Consider the following 25,845-nt stretch of genomic DNA (forward strand, 5'->3'; position numbering starts at 1 on the left):
ATGTCAGGTTCTATTGACATTAGGAACCTGAAAAAGAGGTTATTATTTCAGAACAGTTCCTGAAAAAGACCACGGCTATTCAGTTATCATGACTGTTGTGAGAAATCTCTGAAATGTAACCCTTTTGTCATATTTTTTGCCTAGAGTGACAACCCCGTTCCATTTTTCACCCAAGCACCTACTTTCACGCTCAGTCATGCAGGTCATAACAGTGACTTCAAAAAAGAGCGCTGGCAGAGAAGACAGCTATTACACGCCATGTATTTAAAGCCTCTGCATAAAAGCACGTCAAAGCCGCCACCTGTGCGCACGCCAGCATGGTATCCGCTATTTCGCCGGGCTAAAGACCTGACAGTAAAGTGGGGGGTTGCAGCTGGCGGCTTGAGTGTCATAGCAGCAACGTTACTGATTTTCTTTTATTTGCTGCATGAAGTTATGCCATTATTCCAAAGGGCAAGCGTTCATCAACAAGCGCATTACTCTACGCCCTTTCAGGTGACTCCTATTCTTTATTCTGGCGTGAATACAAAAACCAACCTGGTTTTTCGCATAGACGCCTATGGTAAGGTATCTTTTGATGCGATGCCTACCAGACATCCAGCCTCACAGTCACTGCAGTTAGCGCTGCCCAACACAATAACCATCACCTCCATCACCCGCGAGAACACCGAGAACGGGTTGTTTGCTGCCGCTCTTTCTGACGGTAGAGCTCTGGTTTTCAAGATTCAATTCAGTGACCGAGGGCAAAAAAACAGACAAGTTACAATACCAGCGATTCAATACCCGTACGGAAAAAAACCTTTTCTTCCTGCCTCAGGAGCACCTCTGAAAACACTGGCTATTAGGGCTAATTCCCGACAACTCGTTTTAGCATCTGCCACTTCCGAGGGTGTCCACCTCTTGCATATAAACCACAAAAAAAATAACCAAACCAGCAATGTTACCTTCTCTCAAGGGAAGGTTACCCTGCCTCTGAGTTCAGTTTCCGGTTCCATAAGGAAACTACTGATTAGCACTGATCAGCAATGGCTCTACAGCCTCAGCAACAATAACCAGCTGACGCTCTTTGATATTGCCGACATCAACCAACCAAAACGCCACTCAACCGTAAGACTCAGTGAAAATAATAAGAAGATTACTCAGATAGCCCTGCTACTTGGCGGAGTATCACTTATTGCAGGCAATGAAAGTGGCACACTGTCACAATGGTTTCTAGTCAGAAAACAGCAAGATCGCACTTTCACAAAGGTAAGGCAGTTTGTACTGGGCACTCACCCCATTACCCACATTGTGCCTGAACAAAACAGTAAGGGGTTTATTGCCGCGGACTCCCAAGGGACGCTGGGGGTATTTTACACAACGTCACCCCATAGCCTGCTCAACCAAAAACTGGCTGAGAAACCTATAGAGCAACTTGCTCTCTCCCCTGATGACAGTACCATACTCTTGGGTACAGACAATGAAGTCTCCCTCTATCAATTAACTAACCCATACCCTGAAGCAGCTTTGCCTGCCCTTTGGCAAAAAGTATGGTATGAACTGTATCCTGAGCCTGAATACGTATGGCAGTCGTCTGCTGCAAATACTGATTTTGAACCCAAATTTAGTTTAACACCCCTGGCCTTGGGCACTTTTAAGGCTGCGCTGTATACCCTATTGTTTGCTATCCCCCTGGCTATTGGCTCGGCAATATATACGGCCTACTTTATGCCCCCTGGCTTTCGGCGAAAAGTCAAGCCTACCATTGAATTAATGGAAGCCTTGCCCACCGTTATTCTGGGCTTTCTAGCCGGTATCTGGCTGGCCCCCTTGATGGAAAAGCACCTCGCTAGCTTCCTTTCCTTACTGCTGTTTGTCCCGCTGGGTATTATTTTATTTGCTTTTATGTGGGACAGTTTTTTAAAACAACGACACGCCAGAACACCTGACGGATGGCATGTCCTGATCTTAATACCCGTAGTGCTAGTAGTGAGCCTGGTTGCTATTAAATGTGGCGGTGTTATTGAAAACTGGCTGTTTGAGGGTGATCTGAAACAATGGCTAACCCACACCCTCGGCATTCCCTATGAACAACGCAATGCACTGGTGGTTGGCATCGCCATGGGGTTTGCAGTCATACCCACCATTTTCTCCATTGCTGATGATGCTATTTTCAGTGTACCCAAAAACCTGAGTGATGGCTCCCTGGCGCTGGGGGCAACCCCCTGGCAGACACTGACACGCGTTGTATTACTGACAGCCAGCCCAGGCATTTTTTCCGGTGTTATGATTGGGTTTGGCAGAGCCATTGGTGAAACAATGATTGTACTGATAGCCGCTGGCAATACGCCGATTATGGACGCCAGTATGTTTGATGGAATGCGCGCAATGGCAGCAAATATCGCAATAGAAATACCTGAAGCCGCCGTGGGCAGTAGTCATTACAGAATATTATTTTTATCAGCGCTGATGCTTTTTGTAGTGACGTTTGTGCTCAATACAGTGGCCGACGTAGTTCGTCAGCAATTACGACAACGATACAGCCGGATATGAGTACATCAAAACAGGAAAAATGACGAATAAAGCCTGCTATTGCGTGGCGTTTCTTTGCAGGACTGGCTGATAATCAGGTTATCAGCGCGATTGTGCATTTAGACCATTGGTACAACTATACCTCAAGCGGTGATGGAGGCTCCTGCCTGAGCTGATGCTGCCTCGCCATTAGATCTTTTTCCTGAATAAGCCTGGGCTGAACAGTTCCATCCAGGTATTTTTTATGTTCCTCTAGCAAAGCCTCCTCAATATCGCCGCTTACTTCCTCTATTGTCTTTCTCATGCTCTCAGTCTCAATGAACACCTCATCGCTGTGCGTTTTTGTAGCGATAAATTTTTTAACGCTTTTTTCCAACTCTTCAGGAAAGTGGACGGGGAAGGATCCAGGGTGGTCAAAATCAGCTTTCACTCTTGATTCATCAGCGGCCATATAAAATAAAGCATTCTTGTTTTCATCCTTTCCGTTTTTATTGATATAGGGCCTGAAGTTTTTGTTTTTATCGCCCTTGCCGAGCCAGTTTAATGCTGAAGGTCTTGCTGACGTCTTCGTTGGGGGAAGAGAGGGATTCCCTGAGTTGATCAAGTAGATAGCTTTAAAAAAGTCTGCGCCCGCACCGTCAGTACCTGCCGTATTAACCTGCATATCAGCAAGGTTAATTTGCTTTAATGTAGTAAATAATCCTTCTTGTATCACGTTCTTCACATTACCAAGCACTTCATCAAAGTCACTGATGCTTTTTTCTGATGAATCATTCGATATACGGTCAATATCGTTTAATAGGTGATCTATATTTTCTTTTGCAATCTTAGCTTGTGCAATAAGCCTGTTCATTTTTTCTTTCTTATCAGTGTACTGTGCATTTGGCTTATAATCCCTGGCATTCTTAGCCCCGAGCGCTATTGCGTCCATATGATGTTTGACACTGGCAAGGTAGGTCTTTAATTCTCTTGCAGTAGCTTCCTTGGCGCTCAGACAGACACTGATGGCTCGAGGGTCGGTAGTTTTAATATGTTTTAATGCCTCCTTCTTTGCCTGTTTAACAGTATCGCTAAGCGCCTGTGCAAACGGGGCTGGACGCGAAAACTCCTCCCGTATGCCTTCTACGCTGTCCATCGGTTCTATTGTTCTTCGTTGTATCTGGCCTATTTTATCAATGAATTCTTTCGTTACGCTTTTGGACAGCCAGTCATTGAGTGATTGACAATAATCATCGCGGTCAAGCTGATTTTTCAGTCTAATGACCTCATCGGACAACTTTTGCCCTTCATGTACATTCCTGGCACGTTCTCTTTGATACTTTTCATTCGCTATTCTACGAATTCTATTTTTCTCAGCCCAGTTATTAGTCTTTTCAGCTCTGACTTCTGCGTCCTCTTTGATCTTCACATCAGCGACTTCCCTATTTTCAAGCGCGGACTGGAAGATTTTGAGATCACGTTCTATTTCACTCCTTTCTTTTTTCGTCAGCATGGAATGTATTTGATCTCCCAGACGTGTTTTCAGCTGTTCTTGAAAATCACGTATAACTGTCTTTCCTTTTGTTCTTGCCCAGAACTCTTCCTCGCCGCTCTCTTTATCACCGAGGCTTTCAACTTTCCCTTCAAAAGCATGCTGCTCATGGTCTTTGGTATATTGATTAATGTCTCTGCTTGCCAGTACACGCGGTAAAAACGCTTCTTTGGTGACACGCTGATAGGTGTCTTCCGCCAACCAATACGCCTTCATTGTATTCAGTAGGCCTGTCAATTTGTCTTTATGCTGGTTATACAAATTCGAGCTGTATTTTTTAAGCTGTGCATGGCAGTTTTTAACGGCTTTATCTGCTGCACTCTCGGCTTTTGTATGACCATCATAAACGAGCGCTGTCTGGCGTGCTTCTGACAAGATAGCTTTAAACCCTTCAGGCAGCTCTAATTCATTCAATTGCCGATCCAGTGTCTGCTCTGTTGCATCGACCCGTTGTTTGCTGTCTTTATACAGACCAAGAGCGGTCTCAAGCTTGGCAAATTGACTTTTGTCTTGCTCTTTAGCAAGGGCTGACTCAATAATTTCTATATCCTCCTCGGTGACAGCCAGGAAGATTTTTTGCCGCAAATAGGGTTCATTGCTCGCCCGTGTTCCCCGTCCTAACCACTGCTCAACCAAATCCATTCGACCATGTTTAATGGCACTGAATACACCAAGAACAAGAAATGCTGTTTGCTCACCCTGGCGCATATCTGATCCCACCCCCTGATCTCCTGTCAGTACATTGTCCAGATGCGGGGCACCTGACATTTGGAGCTGCTTATTGGTTGCACTGTCAAGCTTCATCCCACCCTTTTTGCTGTACAGTTTGTTGTGGGGATCAAAAAGTACTATCTCACCGTCATTGTTGATGTGACACATTTTGAAATCGCACGACACCGGTTTTCCATCTTTATCTAACCGCCCTTCATAGACCTGCTGCCGTGCGTCTTTCAGAGATTCACGCCACTGTTCACTCACCTGCTCATAGAATTTTGGGTTATTGCCGGCTTCAGCGTCGTGTTTCGATACCCCTGTATCAAGGACAGTGACACCTTCGTGGGGAGCAAGGTGCTGAATAACACTCAGTGCTGCATTTTTTCTGACATTACCGGCCGGGCTGTTGCCCTGAATACGAAGTACTTTAGCACCAGAAATTCGGTCAATAGCACGATTGGCTGTTGTCAATGGGTTCTCATTGAGCGCTCTGGCCGTTTCCGCATGGGTGCCTTTATTGGCAAACAAAGCAGCAATAGCAGGGGTTGCTTTCGTTGCTGAATAGCCCGTAAAGAGGAAAGCATTCGCCATTGTGCCCATAAATGTTCTGACTAATGCCTCGCTGCTTTTATAAGCCTCTCTGTCAGATTCATGGGCTACGTCAAACGTTTCCAAGCCTCTTTCAACGTTTGCCTGTACTTCATTCAAGTCTGCTTCCATGTAGGGCAATACACCAGAGACTGACTCATCGCCAAATATAACGCCTGTTCTGAAATAATCCTTGATTTCATTTAATAGCAGTTTTACTTCAGGACTCAATTCATTCTTGCGCATATCCAGTGCCATCTTGACTGTTTGCATGATCACCTGAAATTCAGAAAATGACAGTACACAGGCGCTACGATGATGCCTGATTGCATTGCCAATAGCATGGTCTGGCGTATCTTTATCAATGCCCAATAATTTATTGCGTACCTGTTTGAGCTTTTCAGAACTCTTCCACCAAGGGGGGCTGACATTTAAAAAACCATTTTTCAAAATATCCATGGTCTGCAACTGCCTTTCACGGCGTCGTTCATTCAAACCCACCGCTTCATACAATTGCTTGGCATTGTTGTCTGGTGCGATGATGAATACTGTACGGCATCTGCAATCTACGGGGTCTGTAAGTTGAGAAATAACACTTAAGGCATTATCAACTTCAAACTCAATCCCCAGGCTCTTGCCACCGCCTGTTCCTTCCATCAGAAACAGATGATCACCTTCCCCGGATGAAATAGCATGGGCCTGTTTTCTCATCAACTCAGGTACTGCTTTTATCTGATTACTTCGCAGTTGAATACCCCGGTACTCCATAAACGCTGAAAGTGCCCGAGCTGTAGAGTCTGCCAAAGTACCCACTGCGCCCCTTGAGTCTTTCATTTCCTGTAATGCAGTGGTCAATAAGGCAAACTTCACATTTAATTGGTAGGCACGTTTCTTAAACCGCTCCCCATCGTCCTGGCGAACAATCTCAAGGGCTGTTAAATCATGCTTATGGTTTATAAATCCATTGGTATGTCGCCGTAGCATATTCGCTGTCATATTAACCTGGCGGAGTTGCCACATATACTTGTTATACTTTGACAGCTCGTCCGGGTTAAGACCCGCCGGGGCAATACCACGATCCCACAGTGTTCTGGCCTCATCAATACTAAAACGGGCTTTCGACTTTTCCAGGAAGCCCTTTAAGGTATCAGACAGTGCTAAACTGGCATCCTCAAGTTTATTTTCCTGAACCTGGAGCTGGCTAATGACTCTGTTCAGCTCTTTGATGTTACCAGCAAGACTCGTCTCACCCGATACGTCGATGACTCCTTCACCATACACCTCCAGTTGCTTTAGGAATTCATTCTTAAATGTATGTCTGTTGGTTTGCAAGTGTTCGATTAAATCATGACTACCTTTTGGTAGATGCTCTTTCAGCTCATCAATATAGGTATCTTGAAAACGCTCAAAGCTGGTTGCTAAAGAAATAGCAGGGAAGTCTTTACTATGATTTCCTGTCGTGTAATCAATATGAAAAATACCTTTATCTTTTTTAAGATTTCCATGCTTATCATAATTAGCCAGCTTTGCTTCGAGGGCTAACACGGCTGGATGGTCACCTCCTGCAAAAGTATTAATACCCTCTATGGTAACAATTGAATCACTCTCGATTTCCTCAATATCTGACTGTTCCAGCGCTGGACCTTGCCCTTTGATGTCAACTAACCGCCGCATACAAAAGCTACGGTTGCTCTCAATGTTTTTATTCCAGCGCACAAAACCAGAAGCGGTATTAACACACTCTTGAGTAATTTCTTTTTCCCTTGCCCGATCACTGAGACCCGGTTTCATTCTGGCCAGGTATTTATCAGCCTGTCTCAATGCGTTATCACAGGCGTCTTTGCTTTGTTCATGGCCTAAAGCAATGGCTAATCGGATATAACCTTCAAATTTTTCTTGATCGGCACTTCGGTTGCCACCACCAACCGGCCTGCATCGCCAGCTGCCTTTATCGGTCAATGTGTATAAAAAGCAGCATGGCTTACTGATCAGTAAAATACCTTCCTTTTCATTACCCGTCACTTTGTCTTTATTCACAACCGGCAAAAAGCTGTCGCCTTCTTTGCCTGAAAAAGGGAACTGTTTATCAGGGTTATTCAGCAGGATATCTGGAGCAACCTCCCAAAGGCATCCCCTCATATTCAGTAGTTCAAGGGGTCTTCCTGTATCATTCGTGCGAAAACTCAATCCCTGATCTGCAAAACCCTGTTCTTGTGTCAGGTTGATAAAGGTTTTACCCGTGGCAGTGTACCTTACGGCGGGCATGCCCCCTTGTTCGAGTACATGGTGAAAAATCCCCCCTGTTACTGTTCGGCGATCTTCCCCACTGGTCGCCCCCTGTGATTTACTGGAGAATCGAACAACAGGTTGTGGTTTTTCTGCTTGATTAAACTCTTTCAGAATTCTCTCATGACAGGCTTGCGTCGCTGGCTTTCCTTCAATCAGCCTCATTCCCCTGAACACTTGTTTGGGATCTTTTTTATAACAGCGGTGCTCAGCCTGCATCAGAGCGATGACACTTTCAGCATATTTATCTGCTTTTGACTTTTCGAGTGAGGTTCCTTCTTTGGCTTTTTCTTTAACGTAGTGTTGGTTCAAACAAGATAAAATCGTCGAGTCTGCTGTGCTGACTTCCTTCAATGTGGCAAGATAAAAGGCACTGACAGGTATATGATCCGTTATACCGTACTGCTGCAACAACTTTTGCACTGCACGCAATGCTGACTTTTGATACGTCGCCAAAGCGTCTGGACTGCTGCTGTCTGGCAATGCTGCCCTTAAAGCCAGTGTTTTTTCAAACCAGTTTCGTGCTAACTCAGGGTGTTTCTTAAATAACGTTAATACTTTAGCAGTGGGGCCTTCAGCACTCGGGGTAATTGTCTGCTTTTTACCCTGCGCTTCAGGCTCGGTTGCTCTGATCAAATCATGATAACAATTTCTTAACTCCGTCACAGAAGCCCCGCTAACTTTGGTTGTCTTGGGGTTTATTCCTTCTGTTAAATCACTCTCAGCAACCATTGCGGCGGAACGTGAGCCTATGAGCTGATGGAAATGTTGATTCACTCTTTTGATAATATCTTTTTGATAAGCACCGATACACTGACGAGCGGCTTGGGAGATATGGTTTTCCCGTGCATCACCAGGGCGCCGCTCTCCCCACTGTGAAGGTGTTAAATGGCTGATAAAGTCCATATATTCTGACCGAAGCTGCCTTAGCTTGTCAGGGTCAAGTGTTTTTGTAGCATGATATTTCATGTGCTCCTCAAGCCCCAGTAAAATATCATGCACTGCCCTCGCTGACTGGTAGCCCCTTATATGAGGCCCCTCGTCAGGGACATCAAAAGCGCCCACAGGTACCGACAGGTTATGCATCTGCACGGCCTTCAACGAATCCCAGGCGTCAGCTGCCTTAAACGTTGATGAACCAAAAAATTGTCTTATAAAACTCTCTGTGTCATAGATATCCCCAGAATTACTGGATTTTTTGATAATATCTTCTCGAATGCGTGTACGTCTTTTTTCTAAAATAGACGACCCTAACTCTCTTTTGTCTCGCTCAAGCACCAGTCTGAGGGACTTCGTTTTTCTAATTTCATCGCTCAACAATAATTCATTTTTTTTACACTGAGCAAAAAAGTTATCCTCTAACCCATGGGCCACCAATTGCTTACGGTATTTTTTTTCATCTATACTAACGACACCAACATTACTGATGTCTTGAAGGAATTTTATTTTTTCATCTAACTCCGATGCAGTGACGGTGTGCTTGGTTCGCCTTCTCTGTGACCTGGCACGTGAAAATTTTGTCAAAAACGGCATGGAAGTATCAGCCGTTTCCTTCGACATGGAAGCTTCATAGTGTTTATGTCTTTCGGGTGTATGACATATATCAATAATACTTAAGGCAATCCCTTTAAACCGCTCTTGTTGAGATCGAGCTGTGCTGTTAATCGCTGCAATATACTGTGTTACAACATTTTTGATACCCTTTAAATCAAACTGCGTCCCTGTATTTTCGAGATCCTTGAAGTGCCGGTCAAACTCAACGAGCTCCTTATCTTTTTCTTCTATAAATTTATTGACCAGCTTCATTTTTTTAGATAGCTGCGTCAAATGATCCGGTGGAAAATAATCAATACTTTCAATACCAGCAAACCCGTTTTCTATCTCGGAAAGATCATTTTGCAACGACTTCCATTGATCATGTATTTTAGACTGGGTTTTTTTCAAGCTTTGTAAGTAGGTCTGTACCTTACCGTCAGTCGTATCGTGGGGTGCCGCCTTGGTTAAATTTTCATCAAACTGATCCGCTGCTGAAAGCAGGTGCTTGCGGTGCTGCTCAAAAGCTTCATGAATATTCCCATCGCCGCTATAAGTCAAACTTGCCTGTAAATCGAGGCCGTCTTGTGTTCTTGAAGTCGTCCCCCTTAATTCAAGACTTTCGTTATTAAGCGAACTCTCCCCTGGTTTATGGGGTGAACGCCTTGACCCACTCCTTTTATTTTCTGTGCCAGACGTTGACTCTGGTGAACGATCGCGCTTTGCAGGTATCGGTCTGTTACGGGGGTCATTCTTACTGGAAAAGAAGGCTATCCATTTATCACATTGGCTCGTCTGAGGCTTCAATAGCGTGTTAATTTCTGTTTGTTTTTCAGGGTTATCCTTAATGAGTTGCGCTTTAACCTCTTCAATTTCATTTTTTAGCCGGTCAAGGCGCGATAAAAAGCGCTCTATCTCTTGGGGGGTTTCTTCTTTGGGGACACTGCTGATCAATTTTGTATTGATTGCTGAAATCTTATCCAGAATAGCTCGACTGAGCTTTAACCCCTCCAGTTCGAGATTGGCTGCCACTAATTTGTGACTTAAATCCGCGCTCTTGCGTTGCTCAGCCTCCAGCTCGTTAGTGCGAGTCTGTGCTTCCCTTACAAGGTTCTGTGCCTCTTTCAGTTCCCGCTCCAACTTGGCCTTCATGCTCTCGAGCTTATCCAGCCTGTTGGCTTTGCCTTTTACCTTTTGCAGTTCCCCATCTAACCGAGTATTTTCTCTTTCCAGCGTCAGGGCTTTGTTATTGGCGCCTTGTAGCGCTTCATCTAACTGATCTCTTTCATCCTTCAGCTCGGCCTGTTCTCTCTCCAGCTTGCTGGCGGCCTGGGTTGCTTCTCGTAGCGCTTCATTCAGCTGCCCCTTCTCACCCTCCAGCCTGGCCTGTTTTTCCTCCAATTCCTTAGTTGTTATGGTTGCATTTTGTAGCGCCTCATTTAACTGATCGTTCTCTTTTTCCAGCGCAACCAGCCTGGCCTGCTTTTTCTCCAGCTCGTTAGCTGTCAGGATTGCTTCCTGCAACGCCTCATTTAACCGATTCTTTTCAACCTTCAGCGCATCGAACCTGGCTTGTTCTACCTCTAATTCATTGGCTCTCTTTTTCACCGCTTCGAGTTCGCGACCTAGGAGATTGTTCTCACTTTCGAGCCTCTGGGCTTTGCTATTGGCCTTCTCAAGCGCATCATCTAACTGATCTTTTTTATCCTCGAGCCTGGCTTGCTTTTCTCCCAGTGCTTTGATTGCCAGGTTTGCCTCCTGCAGCGCCTCATCCAACTGATTCTTTTCTTGCCCTAGCGCCTTTAGAATGGCCTGTTTTTTTTCCAACTCCGTGACTTTGCTGTTTGTCTCTTCCAGAACCTTTTGCTTCAGCCTGGCCTTCTCTTGTTGAAGCTCCTGAGCTTTGCTATTGGCCTCCTCAAGGGCGCCATTTAACCGATTCGCCTCTTCCTCGAGCCTGACCTGCTTTTTCTCCAGCTCCCCAGCTATGTTGGTAACTTCCTGTAGCGCATTATTTAACCGATCCTTCTCTTCCCCCAGCGCAACCAGCCTGGCCTGCTCCACCTTCATTTCGCTGGTTCTGCCTTTCATCTCTTGCAGTTCGCGATCCAATACATGCTTGTCACTTTCGAGCTTCAGCACTTTTCTATTAGCTTCTTGTAGCGCCTGATCTAAACGGTCCCTCTCACGTTTCAGCCTCTCTAAACTGGTCTGGTTTTCCCCCAGCTCACCGGCTTTGATCGTTGCCTGCCTCAGCGCCGTATCTAATCGGTCCCGCTCATCCTTGAGTGCCTCAAGCTCGCTGGCACTTTCTTTCACTTTTTGCAGTTCGAGATTTAACAGATGCTTATCATTTTCCAGTGTCAGCGCTTTGCTATTGGCTCTCTCCAGTGCCTCATCTAACCGCTCGCTCTCTTGCTCGAGCACCTTGAGCCTCGCTTCCTTTTCCTCCAGTTCGCTGGCTTTGCTATTCGCTTCTTGCAGCTGCTGCTCTAATCGGGACTTTTCACCTTCTTCCTCTTCGAGCCGGGCGAGCTTTGCCTCCAGTGTTCGCAATTGAGACTCAAGGGAAGCGACCGTTCTTTTTAACGCTTGCTCACTGCTTTGGCTGCCCCTTAATGCATTTTCCAAATCACGCTTGTCCGGGTCATCACCCCCTGAAACGCGTGACCCACCAGAAAGGTGGTCAGGTGGCGTGGTACGCGCCTGCTCAAGTTGACGTTGTAGCGCTATTACCTCTGCCCGCAGCCGAATGACCTCATCACTGCCAGCGTCGTCTTTAATACGCCGGGGTATATCAGCTTCCATACTACCCAGCCTTCTGCTCAGGTCATCAAGCTTTGAAAGTAATTCCCTTTCACCTGTTCTATCAACGGTTTCTCCAACAGGGCGAGTCTGTTGCAATGCGGCTTTGAAGTCTGACAGTAGTCGGTCTGTATCAATGTCGGGTCTGGTTTGTTGTTGGGCAAGCGTGTGACGAATTAAATCCTGAAGCGCCTCTTTATTCAGTGCAGTATTTTGCTGTACTGAATCGAGCTGTTGTTGCAGACCTTGAATAAGGTGTTTAATGTCACTTGTCGCCTCTGAAGTGAGCCGGGAGCCTGGCTGTTGCTGAGATGCCACTGAATCTGTTAACAACCTTGCCAGCTCATCCCTGTTTCCTTTTAACGCGTCCTCTAGCCTTTGTGAGGTTTCCGGAGTTGCATCGTTGGCTGAATCCGTTTTCTCCTCATTGGTTGTTACTGTATTGGGCACAGTGCCAGTATTGGTATTTGACGGCGAAATAGTGGGGTTGGCGGTTGACTGGTTAACAGGATTTGCCGTGGGGCTGTTGGTAAATTGAGGCGTGACATTAATCGTTGGGCTGAAATGAATGCCTCCTGTTGGGGGTGTTCCTGAGACAGCTGTGGCCGGTGAAGCCTTTGGAGCCTGTTCACTGACAAGGAGCGTTTCTGAAACATGGTCTATGTCGTCTGTTATCCGCTCAGGTAACCTGCTGTTTATTTCCTGCTGTAAGTTCGCCCTTCCTCTATCTGCCAACTCAACCTCAAATGTGCCATCCATTCCCTGGCCTTCATTGACCGGTGGCCGGGAATGCCTTGGATTATCATCAATAGCACGCCTTTCACTCCTTTCACTCCTTTCACTTCGCGGTAATGACGAGCCATTGCCTAGTAACTGTTCCAATGAAATCGGATAAGGTTCAAACAAGCCTTGCAGCGCTTTTGCCCTTGCCTCATGGAATAGTTGCCTCATCTGTTCATCGGGCTGGTGGTTTTCCAGTGCCTTGAGGTTATCCAGTTTTGTTTGCAAACTATTTTCGAGGTTTTGCTGTTTTTGCAAAAGAGTGTTTTCAATATCTACGCGGTTATCTTGTATGGCATGAACAAGGCGTTCATATCTGCGTAAAATCTCAGGAGGAATATTATCTTCCGGTGGCTTAATCCTTATTATTTCACCGTTGGGTCGTTTAAACACAATCCTGAAGTTTTCTTCCAGCGCTTCATCATTATTGGCAGCCAGTATATGCAGCAGTTTTTTCGATGAGGTTGCCGTAGCGAATTCTTTCGATATATCAGCAACTTCATTCAATTCATTTTCACCTACGGTCATTACAGACCGGTCAGCAACCCTTTTTCCTTCTAGCTGGTGACTATCCCTGGGCAGATTTTGTGTTGGAATAGTGCTTTTTATACCACTGTCACCGGCATCTGACTGAACGTCATCACTTGTTGACCAGGCATCTACAGATGTCCCCGTAGAAGGTAACTTTGGATTATTGGGTCCTGAAACAGGCATGCGTGTCCGTCCAATTTATTATCTTTTGGTATATGCCATTAATTATAGGCAGCCCTGAAAAAAATAATATGGTCAAAAAAATACACTTGGTAAGACTCAAAAAATAAAATGAGATAGAGTGTCTTTATTTTGTCAGTCATTATTTAAAAAAAAGCAGACCTCTTTTTTTCAATACCCATTTGGCATTGAAACTGCGATAATTCCGACTCGTTATTGCATGACTCTCTGGATACAGACAACATTGATGAACACTTGGTTTAAAAGTGGCTTACCCTGGGTGTGGTTAAACGCTGGCGCAGTAGCTATCAGCCTTATACTGGTCGTTGGACTCCTGGCTCTCATTGCTTCGCGTGGCCTTGGGTATTTTTGGCCTGATCCGGTCATGGTTGCGGATTATAAAGCGCCTGAACAACAGGCATTGAAGGTTGCTGGCGCCATCATTCGCAGCGAGGTTGTCCCCATAAAATACTTGAGGGCAGCAGACATAAACACCGAAAACCTGCCAGAAACAGTCAATCGCAGCTTGTTGCAAACAGGCACTGGGGGCCTGACCGACATTAACTATGTATGGCTTATCAAGCCCTGGCTTCACAAAATACGTTACCCGACAGACATACTGACTATTGAACGACAGGAAAATAGTAATTTCCACGGTTACTTAAAAAGTGTCAAAGAAAATGGTGCTACTGTTGCTAATGGCAAACAAGCTTTTCCAGAGTTGGTTAATCGAATAGAGCGAACAAAAAATATCTATAAGGCTATTGAAGATATACAACGCCATCATATTGTCGAAATCAACGAAAAACTGGAACAACTTCGCCTTAAAAAAAGAAGACAAGAGCTAAACAATACTTTCTCCCATACACAGGAACAGACGACAGATACTCAACAGGCTCAGTTTAAGCACCAGTACCAACAGTATACATATAAGCTGAACCAACTTTATAAGGCCTTAAGTCGTGATAGTTATACCATCCTAACCGCCGATGGGACGCTGATAGAGCAACCTGTCAGCAATATAGTAAGAGCCTATCATCCCAATAATTTGTCCATAACAGAAAAAATAGCGCTTTATTTCAACAAGCTTGGGGAGTTTTTGTTAGAAAGCCCTAGGGAAGCCAATAGTAAAGGGGGGATTTTTCCCGCTATTTTTGGCACCATCATGATGGTTATTCTTATGTCCATTTTCGTCACCCCTTTTGGTGTTATCACTGCTGTTTATCTACATGAATATGCTCAGCAAGGCACTATCACTCGTATTGTTCGCATTGCAGTCAATAACCTGGCAGGCGTGCCTTCTATTGTCTACGGTATTTTTGGCTTAGGTTTTTTGGTGTATTTTGTTGGTGGAAATATTGATAAACTTTTTTTTCCTGAAGCCTTACCTGCTCCCACATTTGGAACCCCCGGCTTATTATGGGCCTCAATCACTTTATCTATTTTGACGTTACCTGTCGTTATTGTTGCCACAGAGGAGGGGTTATCGCAAATTCCCACATCAATACGGGAAGGAAGCCTTTCACTTGGCGCTACCAGAGCAGAAACACTGTGGCATGTTGTATTACCTATGGCCAGCCCGGCCATGATCACCGGGTTAATTCTGGCAATTGCCCGTGCAGCAGGCGAAGTAGCCCCACTGATGCTCGTTGGTGTGGCTAAGTTAGTGCCAAACCTACCCGTTGATAGCAGTTATCCTTTTATACACCTGGATCAAAAGTTTATGCACCTTGCCTACCATATCTACGATTTTGGTTTTCAGTCCCCGGATGTAGAAACTTCTCGTTCACTGGTATATGCCACAGCTCTGCTACTTATATTGATTATTGTCACACTCAACTTCTCGGCTGTTGTCTTACGCAATCACTTACGAGAGAAATACAAGAGGCTGGAGAGTTAATCACATGAAAAAAAGGCATGGACAGTTTGAAACAAGCCCCTCTGGACACCCCGATGAGATGCCATTATTTCAACTCACTAACCTGGGCAGGAACCGAAATAAACTCTGCCTGGATGATGAAAAGCACTGCCTTGATATTCAGGGACTTAATGTCTTTTATGAAGCCAACCAGGTGCTTTCTGATATTTCTATGAAAATACCAAAGCAACGGGTCACTGCATTTATTGGCCCTTCCGGCTGTGGTAAGTCAACACTGCTGCGAACATTTAACCGAATGAACGACCTCGTTGATGGTTGCGCTATCAATGGAGATGTATTTCTTGAAGACACCAATATCTACAGTAAATCATTGAATGTTGCTGATTTGCGCCGAAGAGTTGGAATGGTGTTTCAAAAACCAAACCCCTTCCCGAAAAGTATTTATGAAAACGTCGCTTATGGCTTGCGTATTCAGGGAGTACGAAAAAGAAGAGTACTTGACGATACGATAGAATGGGCACTGAAAAGTGCTGCTCTGTGGCATGAGGTCAAAGAACGACTGCATAAAAGCGCACTCAGCCTGTCAGGCGGTCAGCAACAGCGGTTAGTTATTGCCAGAACTATCGCCATTGAACCAGAAATCCTGTTACTTGACGAACCTGCTTCAGCACTGGATCCCATTTCAACCTTAAAAATTGAAGAGCTGATATCCACATTAAAAACACGCTTTACTATTGTAATAGTCACACATAATATGCAACAGGCCGCAAGGGTTGCTGACTACACAGCATTCCTGCATATGGGAAAACTGGTTGAATACGATGATACCGACACCATTTTCACCAATCCCCAACAAAAACAAACAGAAGATTATATTACTGGCCGATATGGTTAAGGGCTGTCATTTTCATTGGCATGTTCTGGAAGTGATCAAGACCCTGTTTTGTACGCATACACATCCGTGAAACCACCAAACTTTTAGCAGAGGCTATAACAGGTCAATTTGGCTAAAGACTGTTCATACTTTTTCCCTGAGGCTGTCATTAAAAAGTGGCGGATAAACGGTAAAAAGTACGACCGCGTCATATCACTGCAACATAGTTGCAGGATAATAAGTACATGACCAAATGAAAACATATATTTTCTTGCTGGCAGGCCTTGCAAGGCCTGTAGACCAACTTGAAAAGCAAATGGTCATGTACTTAAACGCTATCAGTGTTGATGTACCACAGCTAGGAGCCTGACCGAGAATAGCACCCGTAGCGAGGATTACGAGAAATTGAGGATAAAAATTTCTGCTTCTGAGGATAATAGTGGGGCTATTTGACGAAGAAGCAGGAATTTTTAGACCCATTTATCGCAACCGCAGTAGGGTAGTCTATTCTCGGACAGGCTCCTAGGAGCCTGTCATTGTCTGGCTCTGTCAAACGTCAACAATCCAGCGGGCGTGTAACCTAAATCACAGCATCATAATATTTAGCTTTTATGGATAATCTCAGCGACCACTCAACTTTGCACATTTCAAGGCAGTTCAGTACAGAACTGGATGCTTTGCGAAATGGGCTGCTGGCTATGGGCGGACAAGTGGAAAGGCAGGTATCAGACGCTGTAGATGCTTTAGTACAAGCTGACAGCCGACTGGCTTATGCTGTGTCGGAAAAAGATACCAGGATCAACTTTATGGAGCTATCTATTGATGATGAGTGTACTCGCATCCTCGCCCGACGGCATCCTGCGGCAAGTGACCTGCGCCTGGTCATTGCCTGCACTAAAGCTGCCACGGATCTGGAGCGTATTGGCGATGAAGCCTCTAAAATAGCACGTTTTGCCATTGAATTATCACAAGAGGGTGAAACTGCCAGAGGATATAGCGAGATAAGCCTTTTAAGCAACTATGTTTGCCAGATGGTCAGGGATTCCCTGAACGCTTTTGCCCGTTTTGATGCAAATATGGCTTTAGACGTTGCTAAGGAAAATCAGCCTGTTGATAAAGAGTATAAAAAAACTAACAAGGCCCTGCTTGACTATATGAAGGAAAACCCACAGTATCTTGGTCAACTTTTAAATATTGTATGGGCTTTGCACTCCCTTGAACGCATTGGCGACCATGCCCGCAATATTGCTGAATACGTAATCTATCTGGTTAAAGGCATTGATGTGCGTCATCAGGGTTTGAAAAAAACTAAAAAGGATATATTCAAAAATCATGTTTAAAAATAAAAAACATTCGAGACTTGACCAATAAAAAACAAATCCATCATTTTTTTGACTAACTTCCAATGAACAACAAAAAATAAGCTAATTAATTCTAAAGATATTTTTCTAGACTAACCTTAAAGTTAAACGACACCTATTCATGAGACAGGCTGTCTATCTTTGGTTATAAACAAATACATTCGGTTGAGCAGTACGATAAGCTAATCAGAAGGTTATCATGAACTCAACAACAACAGAAGACGCCTGGGATATTCCGGAAGAGCGCCAGTCAGGGGTAGACCCGCTACTAGCCTGCCTGACTATTCTAACGCGCCACTACGGTAACCCTTATTCTGCCGAATCACTAGTATCTGGCCTTCCTCTCGAAAAAAACATATTAACTCCTGATTTGTTTATTCGCGCTGCCGACAGAGCTGGACTGGCAACAAAGCTGCATAGACGAGAATTGTCAGAGATTTCTTCATTAGTCGTACCGGCTGTTTTATTATTGAAAGAGAAAAAATCCTGCATTTTATTACACATAGACCATGATAATGATTGTGCGACCGTTATTGTCCCGGATACGGGAGAGGGTAAAAAAGACATTACATTAACTGAGCTTGAATCCCACTACATTGGTTATGTCATTTATACCAGAGCAAAACACCGCTATGACAAGCGGGCGCCAAAAAGTCTGAATGTACAATCCAGGCACTGGTTTTGGGGAACCATTCTTGGCTCCTGGCGGATATACCGTGACGTTTTATTTGCATCACTGTTGATCAATATCTTTGTCCTTGCCAGCCCTTTATTTACTATGAATGTGTACGACCGAGTAGTACCTAATCAGGCGTTTGATACGCTATGGGTTCTGGCTATTGGTGCATTTCTGGTGTTTACCTTCGACTTTGCGCTTAAAATGATTCGCGGGTATTTTATTGATCTGGCAGGAAAAAAGTCTGATATCCTGCTCTCTGCCCGGATCATGGAGCGGGTTATGGGGCTTAGTATGTCTGCACGGCCTCCTTCTGTTGGTTCTTTTGCTAAAAACCTGCAAGATTTTGAAAGCATTCGAGACTTTATTACCTCCTCAACGGTTACCGCATTAATAGATTTACCATTTACTGTCATTATTCTAACGGTTATTTTCATTCTTGGTGGACCCATCGCCTTTATTCCTTTGGCAGGCATGCTATTCATTGGATTGTATAGCTACTTTATTCAGACCCCCTTAAAAGGCTCTGTAGAAAAAACACTGCGTTCAAATTCACAAAAAAATGCCACACTCATCGAAAGTCTTTCTGGCATGGAGGCGATCAAAATTGCTCAGGCAGAAGGTGAAATACAACATAAGTGGGAAAAAGCCGTCGGGCATATTGCAACATGGGGTGTAAAAACCAAATTAATCAGTACTTCTGCAACAAACTTCAGCGCCTATGTACAACAAGTGACAACAATAGGCATTGTCATCACAGGTGTTTACCTGATCACAGCGGGCGATTTAAGTATGGGGGGGTTAATCGCGGTATCTATGCTATCAGGCCGCTGTCTTGCGCCTATGGCCCAAATTGCTGGACTCTCTACCCGTTATAATCAGGCACGATCATCTTTGGATGGTTTAAACAGAATCATGGCAATGCCCACAGAGCGTGCCGTTGATCGTGACTATGTCCACCGACCTGATCTTAAGGGTAATCTCCAGTTTGAAGATGTTAATTTCAAGTACCCTGATCAGGAAATTCATGCCTTGCGTGATATTTCTTTGAACATAAAAGCCGGAGAAAAAGTGGGTATTATCGGACGTATTGGCTCGGGTAAAACCACACTGGAAAAAATGATACTGGGTCTTTATGAGCCTGAAACGGGTGCCATCCGTATTGATGGTGTCGACTTACGACAAATTAACCCTACGGACTTAAGACGCTGCATTGGTTGTGTATCGCAGGATATTATGCTGTTCTATGGAAGTATCAAGGAAAATATCACACTCGGTGCCAGCCATATTGATGATGCTGTTCTTCTTGAAGCGGCAAAAATAGCTGGCGTTACCGAGTTTGCCAACAAACACCCCCAGGGACTGGATATGAATGTTGGAGAACGGGGTCAAAACCTTTCAGGGGGGCAACGCCAAAGTATTGCCCTGGCCAGAGCCCTTCTGATGAACCCGCCCATTCTGTTGCTGGATGAGCCTTCCAGCGCCATGGACAATACCACTGAGCTTCGTATTAAACAGCAACTGGCTGCCAGGGGCAAAGACAAAACCCTTATACTGGTCACCCACAAGGCATCAATGCTGGAGTTAGTGGAACGTCTGATAGTTATTGATAATGGTCACATTGTTGCGGATGGCCCTAAAGCCCAGGTACATGCTGCCCTTAAACAGGGCAAACTGAAAATCGAGTAGGACGGGATCATGGAAGACAATAAGGATTCTAGGCCAGCAACTCCCTCATCTGAAGAATCAGAAGCCCGAAATAAACAGGAAACGCTTCTTGATGGCAGCCTGGGAGATATTCAAAAAAACATCAGTAACGAAGACATGGAGTTTATGTCTGACACCAGTGCCGCAATGCTCATCAGGACACCACAAGGTGGAAGGCTACTTGTTTACACCATTCTAATGGCCCTCGGTACTGCCGTCATTTGGGCATGCTTTGCCAAACTGGATGAAATCACTCGCGGTTCCGGCAGCATTGTTCCTTCCTCCCGGCTCCAGGTCATTCAAAACCTTGAGGGTGGGATTCTCAAGGAGCTTTACGTTGAAGAAGGTGACAGGGTCAATGCCGGTCAACCACTGCTTCAGCTCGATGACACCCAGTTTCGTTCTGATTTTCGCGAAGGTGCCATAGAACATCTTGGCTTGCTGGCAAAATCGGCACGTTTAAAAGCAGAGCTATCAGGTGAGCCACTAAAATTTCCGCCCGAGCTGCATGATTACCCTGATTATATGCAAAGAGAGCGTGATATTTTTGAGCAAAGGGAAAGCTCTCAATGGGTAGAACAGTCCGTCATTGAAAAGCAAATTCTACAAGCAAAACATGATTTTACCTCTACTCAAACCGAATACGATTATCTGAAAAAAAGCTATCAACTCGGTGCTGAAGAATTAAAGTTAACAAAGCCACTGGCCGAACAGGGCGTCGTCTCCCAGGTTGAACTGTTGCAGCTCGAACAAAAAGTTAATGACCTCGACTCACAGCGCCGACTCACTCAGCTCTCACTGCCTAAATTACAGGCCGCCTACGAAGAAGCCGTAGCGCGGCAGTCTGAACTGCGTGAGAAATTTCGGGAAGACGCCGTGCACGAACTACAAGAGGTTGAAGTCAAACTCGGTCAACGCGCTGAGTCCCAAAGTGGCGTGCAAGATCAGGTAGACAGAACCCTTGTCCGTGCACCACTGTCGGGTATCGTCAAGAAAATCAATATCACCACCATCGGTGGTGTCGTCCAGCCAGGCATGGAAATGATGGAGATCGTCCCCATCGAAGACAGCCTGCTGGTGGAAGTCAATATTAACCCTAAAGATATTGGCTTTCTGCGCAAAGGAATGCCGGCTGTTGTCAAGCTGACGGCTTACGACTTTGCCATTTACGGTGGACTTGATGGCACTTTAGAGCATATCAGCGCTGATACCATTGAAAATGAAAAAGGCGAGAGCTTTTATGTCGCGAGGGTTCGTACCAAAGAAAACTATCTCGGCACAGCCCATAAAAGACTGGATGTGATGGTCGGTATGCAGACCAGTGTCGATATCATCACCGGTGAAAAAACAGTGATGCAGTATCTTTTGAAACCTCTGCTCAGGGCAAAACAAAATGCTCTCACCGAGCGCTAACAACCTGCCTGAGTAGTTAGAAAAAAAGGATTAACTCTGACTCTGATACAGAAGGCCAGTGTGACTCGGCCAAACTACGGACACACTGGCCTTGCAGGTTAGGTAAGTTATAGCAGACAATGGTTCATACAATTTAAAAAATTTATGGCAAAAGGATAGCCATGAATCCTGATCACGACACATTGACAACCCTGCCGGCCAGTTATCATCAGGAAGGCTCTACACTCACGATTGATTTACTCAAACCGTTTATTTCCAGCAATATGGGCAGCCGGCAAAGGGTTTCTCATCTAAAGCTGGTGTCAGGTAATGAGACCGGTATCAGCCTGTCGGTTGATGGTTGCCAGCTCATTCTGGATCTTTGTGCCTACCAAACCGGCAACGAACAACTCCACTACCGCTATCGAATAAGTCAGCAGGATAAACACTATTCTCAGCATACTATTACCGTTGAACTGTCGCCTTCCGAAGCGGGTTTTGCCACACTTGTTGAAGCGACGGTAACCGCTGATTACCCCGTTGACCCTCCTTCTGAGGAAGAAAATAATGCTCCCGCTCCATCCATTGATAACGAGCTTTTTGAAATTGATCAATTACTATCAGATATTGATGGAGAAAGCGGTGAATTAAAGGATGTGCCGGAAGAAGACACAGTCACTTTGGATCAGAGCATAACTGATGCAATTACCGCTGATGATAACGACTGGGAAAACACCTTGAATACCGATGTTGAGCTGATACCAGAGCACTCTCCAGCTCAGGATGAAAATGCCCTTGTTGACGATGAAAATACACCCGGTGTCCCCCGGTTGACAGAGCCCCCCCCTGAAGAAGGCACTCATAGACCCACAGAAAATGAGATTGATGCTTACTCCTTTGAAAACACCGATGCAACTGAGGATATTGTTTTATCGTCCCCTAATGAACAAAGCACGGTCCCTGTCTTTGATGAAAACCCATTGTCTGATATCTCTTACCAGCAAGCCAGCGAACCTTTGCTCCTGAAGGAGAGCGAGGATAACAATCATATGGCCCCAGAAGTGGCTGAAACGTTGGACTTCATTTCGCCAGAGGAGGCTGAGACTGAAACAAATACCCAGGAATTCCACTTTAGTGCCGCATCAATATCTACTGAAGGCAAAGATAGCAGCTTCTCATTTGAGCCTGCATCCTCTGATACTCACCATGAAAACCGGGAAGAAACATTGTCTTATGAGGATTTAACGCCTGAGCCAGAAAACCCTGATAACAATGGCTTTGATGATATTCTCAACGAGGTGGAGCAAGCCGTATCAAAGGCAGATGAGCTGCTAGATGCTACTTTGTCCATCCATGCACCTACACAGTCCAGCCCCGGTGATACCGCAGAGCAAGCACTGGAAGCGATGATTGAACAAATGCCTGAACCCTTGCAACAAGATGCTGAGGCGGAGCTGGAAACTCTGATAAACAGCCTGCCGGTAGAAAAACCCAACCTTGATCAGCCGCGTCCTGGTACCTCTGAATTTCTTAATCAATCAATGCATAAGCTGACAGCAGCCATTCCAGACACTGTGACCATTAATAGTCATGAGCCTTATACTTTTAGCCTGGAAGATTTTGCTTCTATTCACCGGACTTCAACAAAACCAATAGAAGCAATACAGTTAATGGCGTTACCCGCTTCAGGTCATTTAATCTACAACAAACAATCAGCAGAAACAGGACAAGTGATCTCCAAGCGGGACCTCCTCACAGGCAGACTAAAATTTGTCCCCGATGACGATGTGTCAACAAGTGAACCCGTCTTTCTAGGCTATATCCTTTGTGGTGATAACCAACACGTTAAGGCCGGTGATACAAGGTAAATAAAAGCGCCTGTTGAACTATCAAAAACCAGAATCTACCGTCGTATTTCCATCAATGCCGGTATGCTTCATCTCCCAAGCCTCAAAGTCTGAAGCAATAATTCTTGCACCGATAAATGCGCTTTTATTGAAGTGCGCGTTAATCAGCTCTGAATGATCAATCACAATATGCTCAAGCTTACAGTGGGTAAATGAGGGTGCCTCTTCGAGGCTATAACAGTCTCTCATCGTGCCCGAATCAAAAACAACATTATTAAAAACCGCGCCTTCGAGCAAAGCGGTATCCATAGTCACTCGTTCAATTCGGCTATGGTTAATATGTGTATCCACCATTTTAATATCTTCAAACTCACAGTCTTCCATGGCGATATGATTCATGGTGCACTGTGAAAATACAGGCCCCTCCTGAATACTGTCGCAAGCTCTAAAACAGCAGTTATCGAAAACGGCACCTTCAAAGTGAGTGTTGGTTAACGTGCAGTCCCTGAAAAGCATATGACTTATTTTGGCACCTGCCATATTGGCACTATCAAAAAAACCATGAATAATTTGGCTATTAGACAATGTTATACCTTTACAGGAAGCTTTAAAAAAGCTTTGTGCGCCCATTTCACAGGAATCAATGACCGACTGATCTAAAATACTGTAATCAAGGTTGATAGCAAATAAATTACTATCAATAATTCTTGCATTACTCAAAGCGCAATGACGGAAATCAGCACCATTAAGGTTGCAATGGTCAAAAATGACCTCTGACATATCGGCTTTTCTGAAATCAGCGCCTGACAGGTCGCAGTTTTTAAAGACTACCCCTCGTAACTGACACTCCCTTAGCTTGGTGTTTTTTAGCACGCTCCCGATAAACCGTGAATGTGTAAGATCCCTGCCACAGAGCACCATACCTCGAAAGTTGTCATCTTCTCCCATCTGACAAGCAGGGTGAAGGCTATCAAGCAGTGCTTTTATTCGCCGGGTTCGCTGTTTCTCCTCATAAAGCGCTACCTCAACATCGTCTTTGGTATCAACATTGTATTGATCCATGTCTTTCGCTGACAACGGATTTTTATCTGACAACCCCTGTGTTTTTAATCCTTCAATATTTAAAACAGCAGTGCGCCCGAGTGTACCTTTTGGCTTTTCAGGCTTCTTATTATCATCTGGCTTGGCGTCCCTGGTCATTTTCTACTCACTTTCCTGTCAGTTAATGAGTCTGTAATCGTCCAAAAATCCCAAAGTTTTAACAGTAATTAACATCACTAAAAGCTTTGATTGATGAGAGTAAAAGTGATAGGAGGAAAGTCTGTAAAATCGTAAATTTCTTGTTTACATAGCCAGAATAAAATGAGACACTGTTAGTAATTTTTTATCACCATCTTGTTAACTAACATTGTAATGCCAGGTTAATAGTAATACTAAAGTATCGGTGAAAGTATCAGTGCGACCACACCCCACATCTTGCAAACAGTCACCCTTACTAACCACTTTGTTATCCACTCTTTCAGTCGTTTACGGTATTGTTCTTTCCCATCAAAGCAATAATAGAAAAAACACTAAAACCTTTTTTTGGTTACTTCTAAAAATTAAGAACAAGGAGCTGTATTATGAATAGCCTACAAAGCCAGGTAATCCCACAAACACCCCCTCCCTCTTATGAGGAGGCTGTGCAAAAGACCCGCAAAACGATGGCCCCTTTTAAACAAAAGCTTTTATCTGAAATATCTGGAAACCCGAAACTGATGGCGCTCACACGTAATAGCCAGGACGTGGTGTTGTCTATTAAAAATCGTGCTATTTCGTTATTAGATTACCCGGTTAAGTTTAGTCATTCAGCGGGTAATGCGTGTTTGAAAGCATTGTGTAAAATGGGGATTGCTACGGAATCTTATTTAAAAATTACTCAACAGAAAATGGAAGCGGCAAAAAAACACTATGAAGCTAACCTTCAAACGATTGAAGATTTAAACAAAGCACTCAAAGAGCTTCAAGAGGAAAAACAAAACGCCCAGGATGATATCAAAGACAGTGCCCAATCGTTAGCAAATGCGATCAAAAAACTAACTGATGCTGAAAGACTCAAGCCCCATGGCGCTACCCGTAAGCAAAAAGAAAAAAGCAAAGAGAAAATAAAAAATACTGTACTTGAGGCAAGAAAAGAGCTGAATGAACTGCAAATAGTCCATGAATTAAATCATTCACAACTCGCCGGTATCCAGGAAAAATTAGTAAAAACGAAAAAAGCCTTACAGATTTCTAGCACCGAGAAGGCAAAAACGAAATTAGCCTTTGAAAAAGCAAGCGTTGATTATCAGGGCGTATATAAAAAGCGCAATAAAGCCCATATCGGCGACACTGCCCATAAGCAGCCAGAAGTTCGTACAGAAACCAACCTCTTTGGTTTGGAAGTGAGAAAAAAAGAGCTTGAGCAAGCTATATTGGCAGCCAAAGCCAAAAAGCTCTGGTTTGCCACCAAGGCTATGACAGCAAATAGTGGCAAAGCATTGTTGAAAGCTTCAGAGTCTGATACCTACCTTGGAAATTTGAAAGCTGAACTGGATGATATCAGCCGCAAGATTGAGAAAGCCAGGACAACGCGACCGTCACAACGACTGTCATAAAAAAGGGGCGTAAA

General features: G+C 44.6%; 10 protein-coding genes. 8 read left to right on the forward strand and 2 right to left on the reverse strand.

The features are described 5' to 3' along the window. Positions 1-258: 258 nt before the first annotated feature. Positions 259-2,532 carry an ABC transporter permease subunit gene (locus V4C51_RS02600; protein WP_330924567.1) on the forward strand — a complete coding sequence of 758 codons (2,274 nt, stop codon included), beginning with the start codon at positions 259-261 and terminating at the stop codon, positions 2,530-2,532. A 115-nt stretch (positions 2,533-2,647) separates the two neighbouring features. Here V4C51_RS02600 and V4C51_RS02605 read toward each other — a convergent pair whose 3' ends face one another. Beyond that, positions 2,648-13,462, reverse strand: a complete 10,815-nt coding sequence (locus V4C51_RS02605) for a hypothetical protein (protein WP_330924568.1) — start codon at positions 13,460-13,462, stop codon at positions 2,648-2,650. 244 nt (positions 13,463-13,706) lie between these two features. On the opposite strand from V4C51_RS02605, the gene pstA reads away from it, so the two are divergent. The 6 genes from pstA to V4C51_RS02635 all read left to right on the forward strand — a co-directional run bounded on the left by pstA (position 13,707) and on the right by V4C51_RS02635 (position 23,216). After that, positions 13,707-15,359 (forward strand): phosphate ABC transporter permease PstA, encoded by a 1,653-nt coding sequence (gene pstA, locus V4C51_RS02610; protein WP_330924569.1) that lies wholly within the window; start codon positions 13,707-13,709, stop codon positions 15,357-15,359. A gap of 58 nt (positions 15,360-15,417) precedes the next feature. Next, positions 15,418-16,233 (forward strand): phosphate ABC transporter ATP-binding protein PstB, encoded by an 816-nt coding sequence (gene pstB / locus V4C51_RS02615; protein WP_330924583.1) that lies wholly within the window; start codon positions 15,418-15,420, stop codon positions 16,231-16,233. A 590-nt stretch (positions 16,234-16,823) separates the two neighbouring features. Beyond that, positions 16,824-17,552: a phosphate signaling complex protein PhoU gene (gene phoU, locus V4C51_RS02620; RefSeq protein WP_330924570.1), complete on the forward strand. Its 729-nt coding sequence runs from the start codon at positions 16,824-16,826 to the stop codon at positions 17,550-17,552. Positions 17,553-17,772: 220 nt separating this feature from the next. Next, positions 17,773-19,938: a type I secretion system permease/ATPase gene (locus V4C51_RS02625; protein WP_330924571.1), complete on the forward strand. Its 2,166-nt coding sequence runs from the start codon at positions 17,773-17,775 to the stop codon at positions 19,936-19,938. 9 nt (positions 19,939-19,947) lie between these two features. Continuing rightward, entirely contained in the window at positions 19,948-21,369 is a 1,422-nt protein-coding gene (locus V4C51_RS02630) for an HlyD family type I secretion periplasmic adaptor subunit (protein WP_330924572.1), read from the forward strand. 161 nt (positions 21,370-21,530) lie between these two features. Beyond that, a complete protein-coding gene (locus tag V4C51_RS02635) occupies positions 21,531-23,216 on the forward strand; it encodes a hypothetical protein (protein ID WP_330924573.1) in 1,686 nt (561 codons plus the stop codon). 21 nt (positions 23,217-23,237) lie between these two features. Here the strand turns inward: V4C51_RS02635 and V4C51_RS02640 are convergent, their stop codons facing one another. After that, positions 23,238-24,395 carry a pentapeptide repeat-containing protein gene (locus V4C51_RS02640; RefSeq protein WP_330924574.1) on the reverse strand — a complete coding sequence of 386 codons (1,158 nt, stop codon included), beginning with the start codon at positions 24,393-24,395 and terminating at the stop codon, positions 23,238-23,240. 422 nt (positions 24,396-24,817) lie between these two features. Between V4C51_RS02640 and V4C51_RS02645 the strand changes: the two genes are divergently transcribed. After that, positions 24,818-25,831, forward strand: coding sequence for a hypothetical protein (locus tag V4C51_RS02645; RefSeq protein ID WP_330924575.1), 1,014 nt, complete (start codon positions 24,818-24,820; stop codon positions 25,829-25,831). The last annotated feature ends 14 nt before the right edge of the window (positions 25,832-25,845 follow it).

It is taken from the genome of Candidatus Sororendozoicomonas aggregata (assembly GCF_031528575.1).
Lineage (GTDB): Bacteria > Pseudomonadota > Gammaproteobacteria > Pseudomonadales > Endozoicomonadaceae > Endonucleibacter > Endonucleibacter aggregata.

Coding starts and splice junctions, on each gene's coding strand:
- pstA (WP_330924569.1), top strand. CDS start 13,707: ATGAACACTTGGTTTAAAAGTGGCTTACCCTGGGTGTGGTTAAACGCT.
- V4C51_RS02640 (WP_330924574.1), bottom strand. CDS start 24,395: ATGACCAGGGACGCCAAGCCAGATGATAATAAGAAGCCTGAAAAGCCA.
- V4C51_RS02630 (WP_330924572.1), top strand. CDS start 19,948: ATGGAAGACAATAAGGATTCTAGGCCAGCAACTCCCTCATCTGAAGAA.
- V4C51_RS02645 (WP_330924575.1), top strand. CDS start 24,818: ATGAATAGCCTACAAAGCCAGGTAATCCCACAAACACCCCCTCCCTCT.
- pstB (WP_330924583.1), top strand. CDS start 15,418: ATGCCATTATTTCAACTCACTAACCTGGGCAGGAACCGAAATAAACTC.
- V4C51_RS02635 (WP_330924573.1), top strand. CDS start 21,531: ATGAATCCTGATCACGACACATTGACAACCCTGCCGGCCAGTTATCAT.
- phoU (WP_330924570.1), top strand. CDS start 16,824: ATGGATAATCTCAGCGACCACTCAACTTTGCACATTTCAAGGCAGTTC.
- V4C51_RS02605 (WP_330924568.1), bottom strand. CDS start 13,462: ATGCCTGTTTCAGGACCCAATAATCCAAAGTTACCTTCTACGGGGACA.
- V4C51_RS02600 (WP_330924567.1), top strand. CDS start 259: ATGTATTTAAAGCCTCTGCATAAAAGCACGTCAAAGCCGCCACCTGTG.
- V4C51_RS02625 (WP_330924571.1), top strand. CDS start 17,773: ATGAACTCAACAACAACAGAAGACGCCTGGGATATTCCGGAAGAGCGC.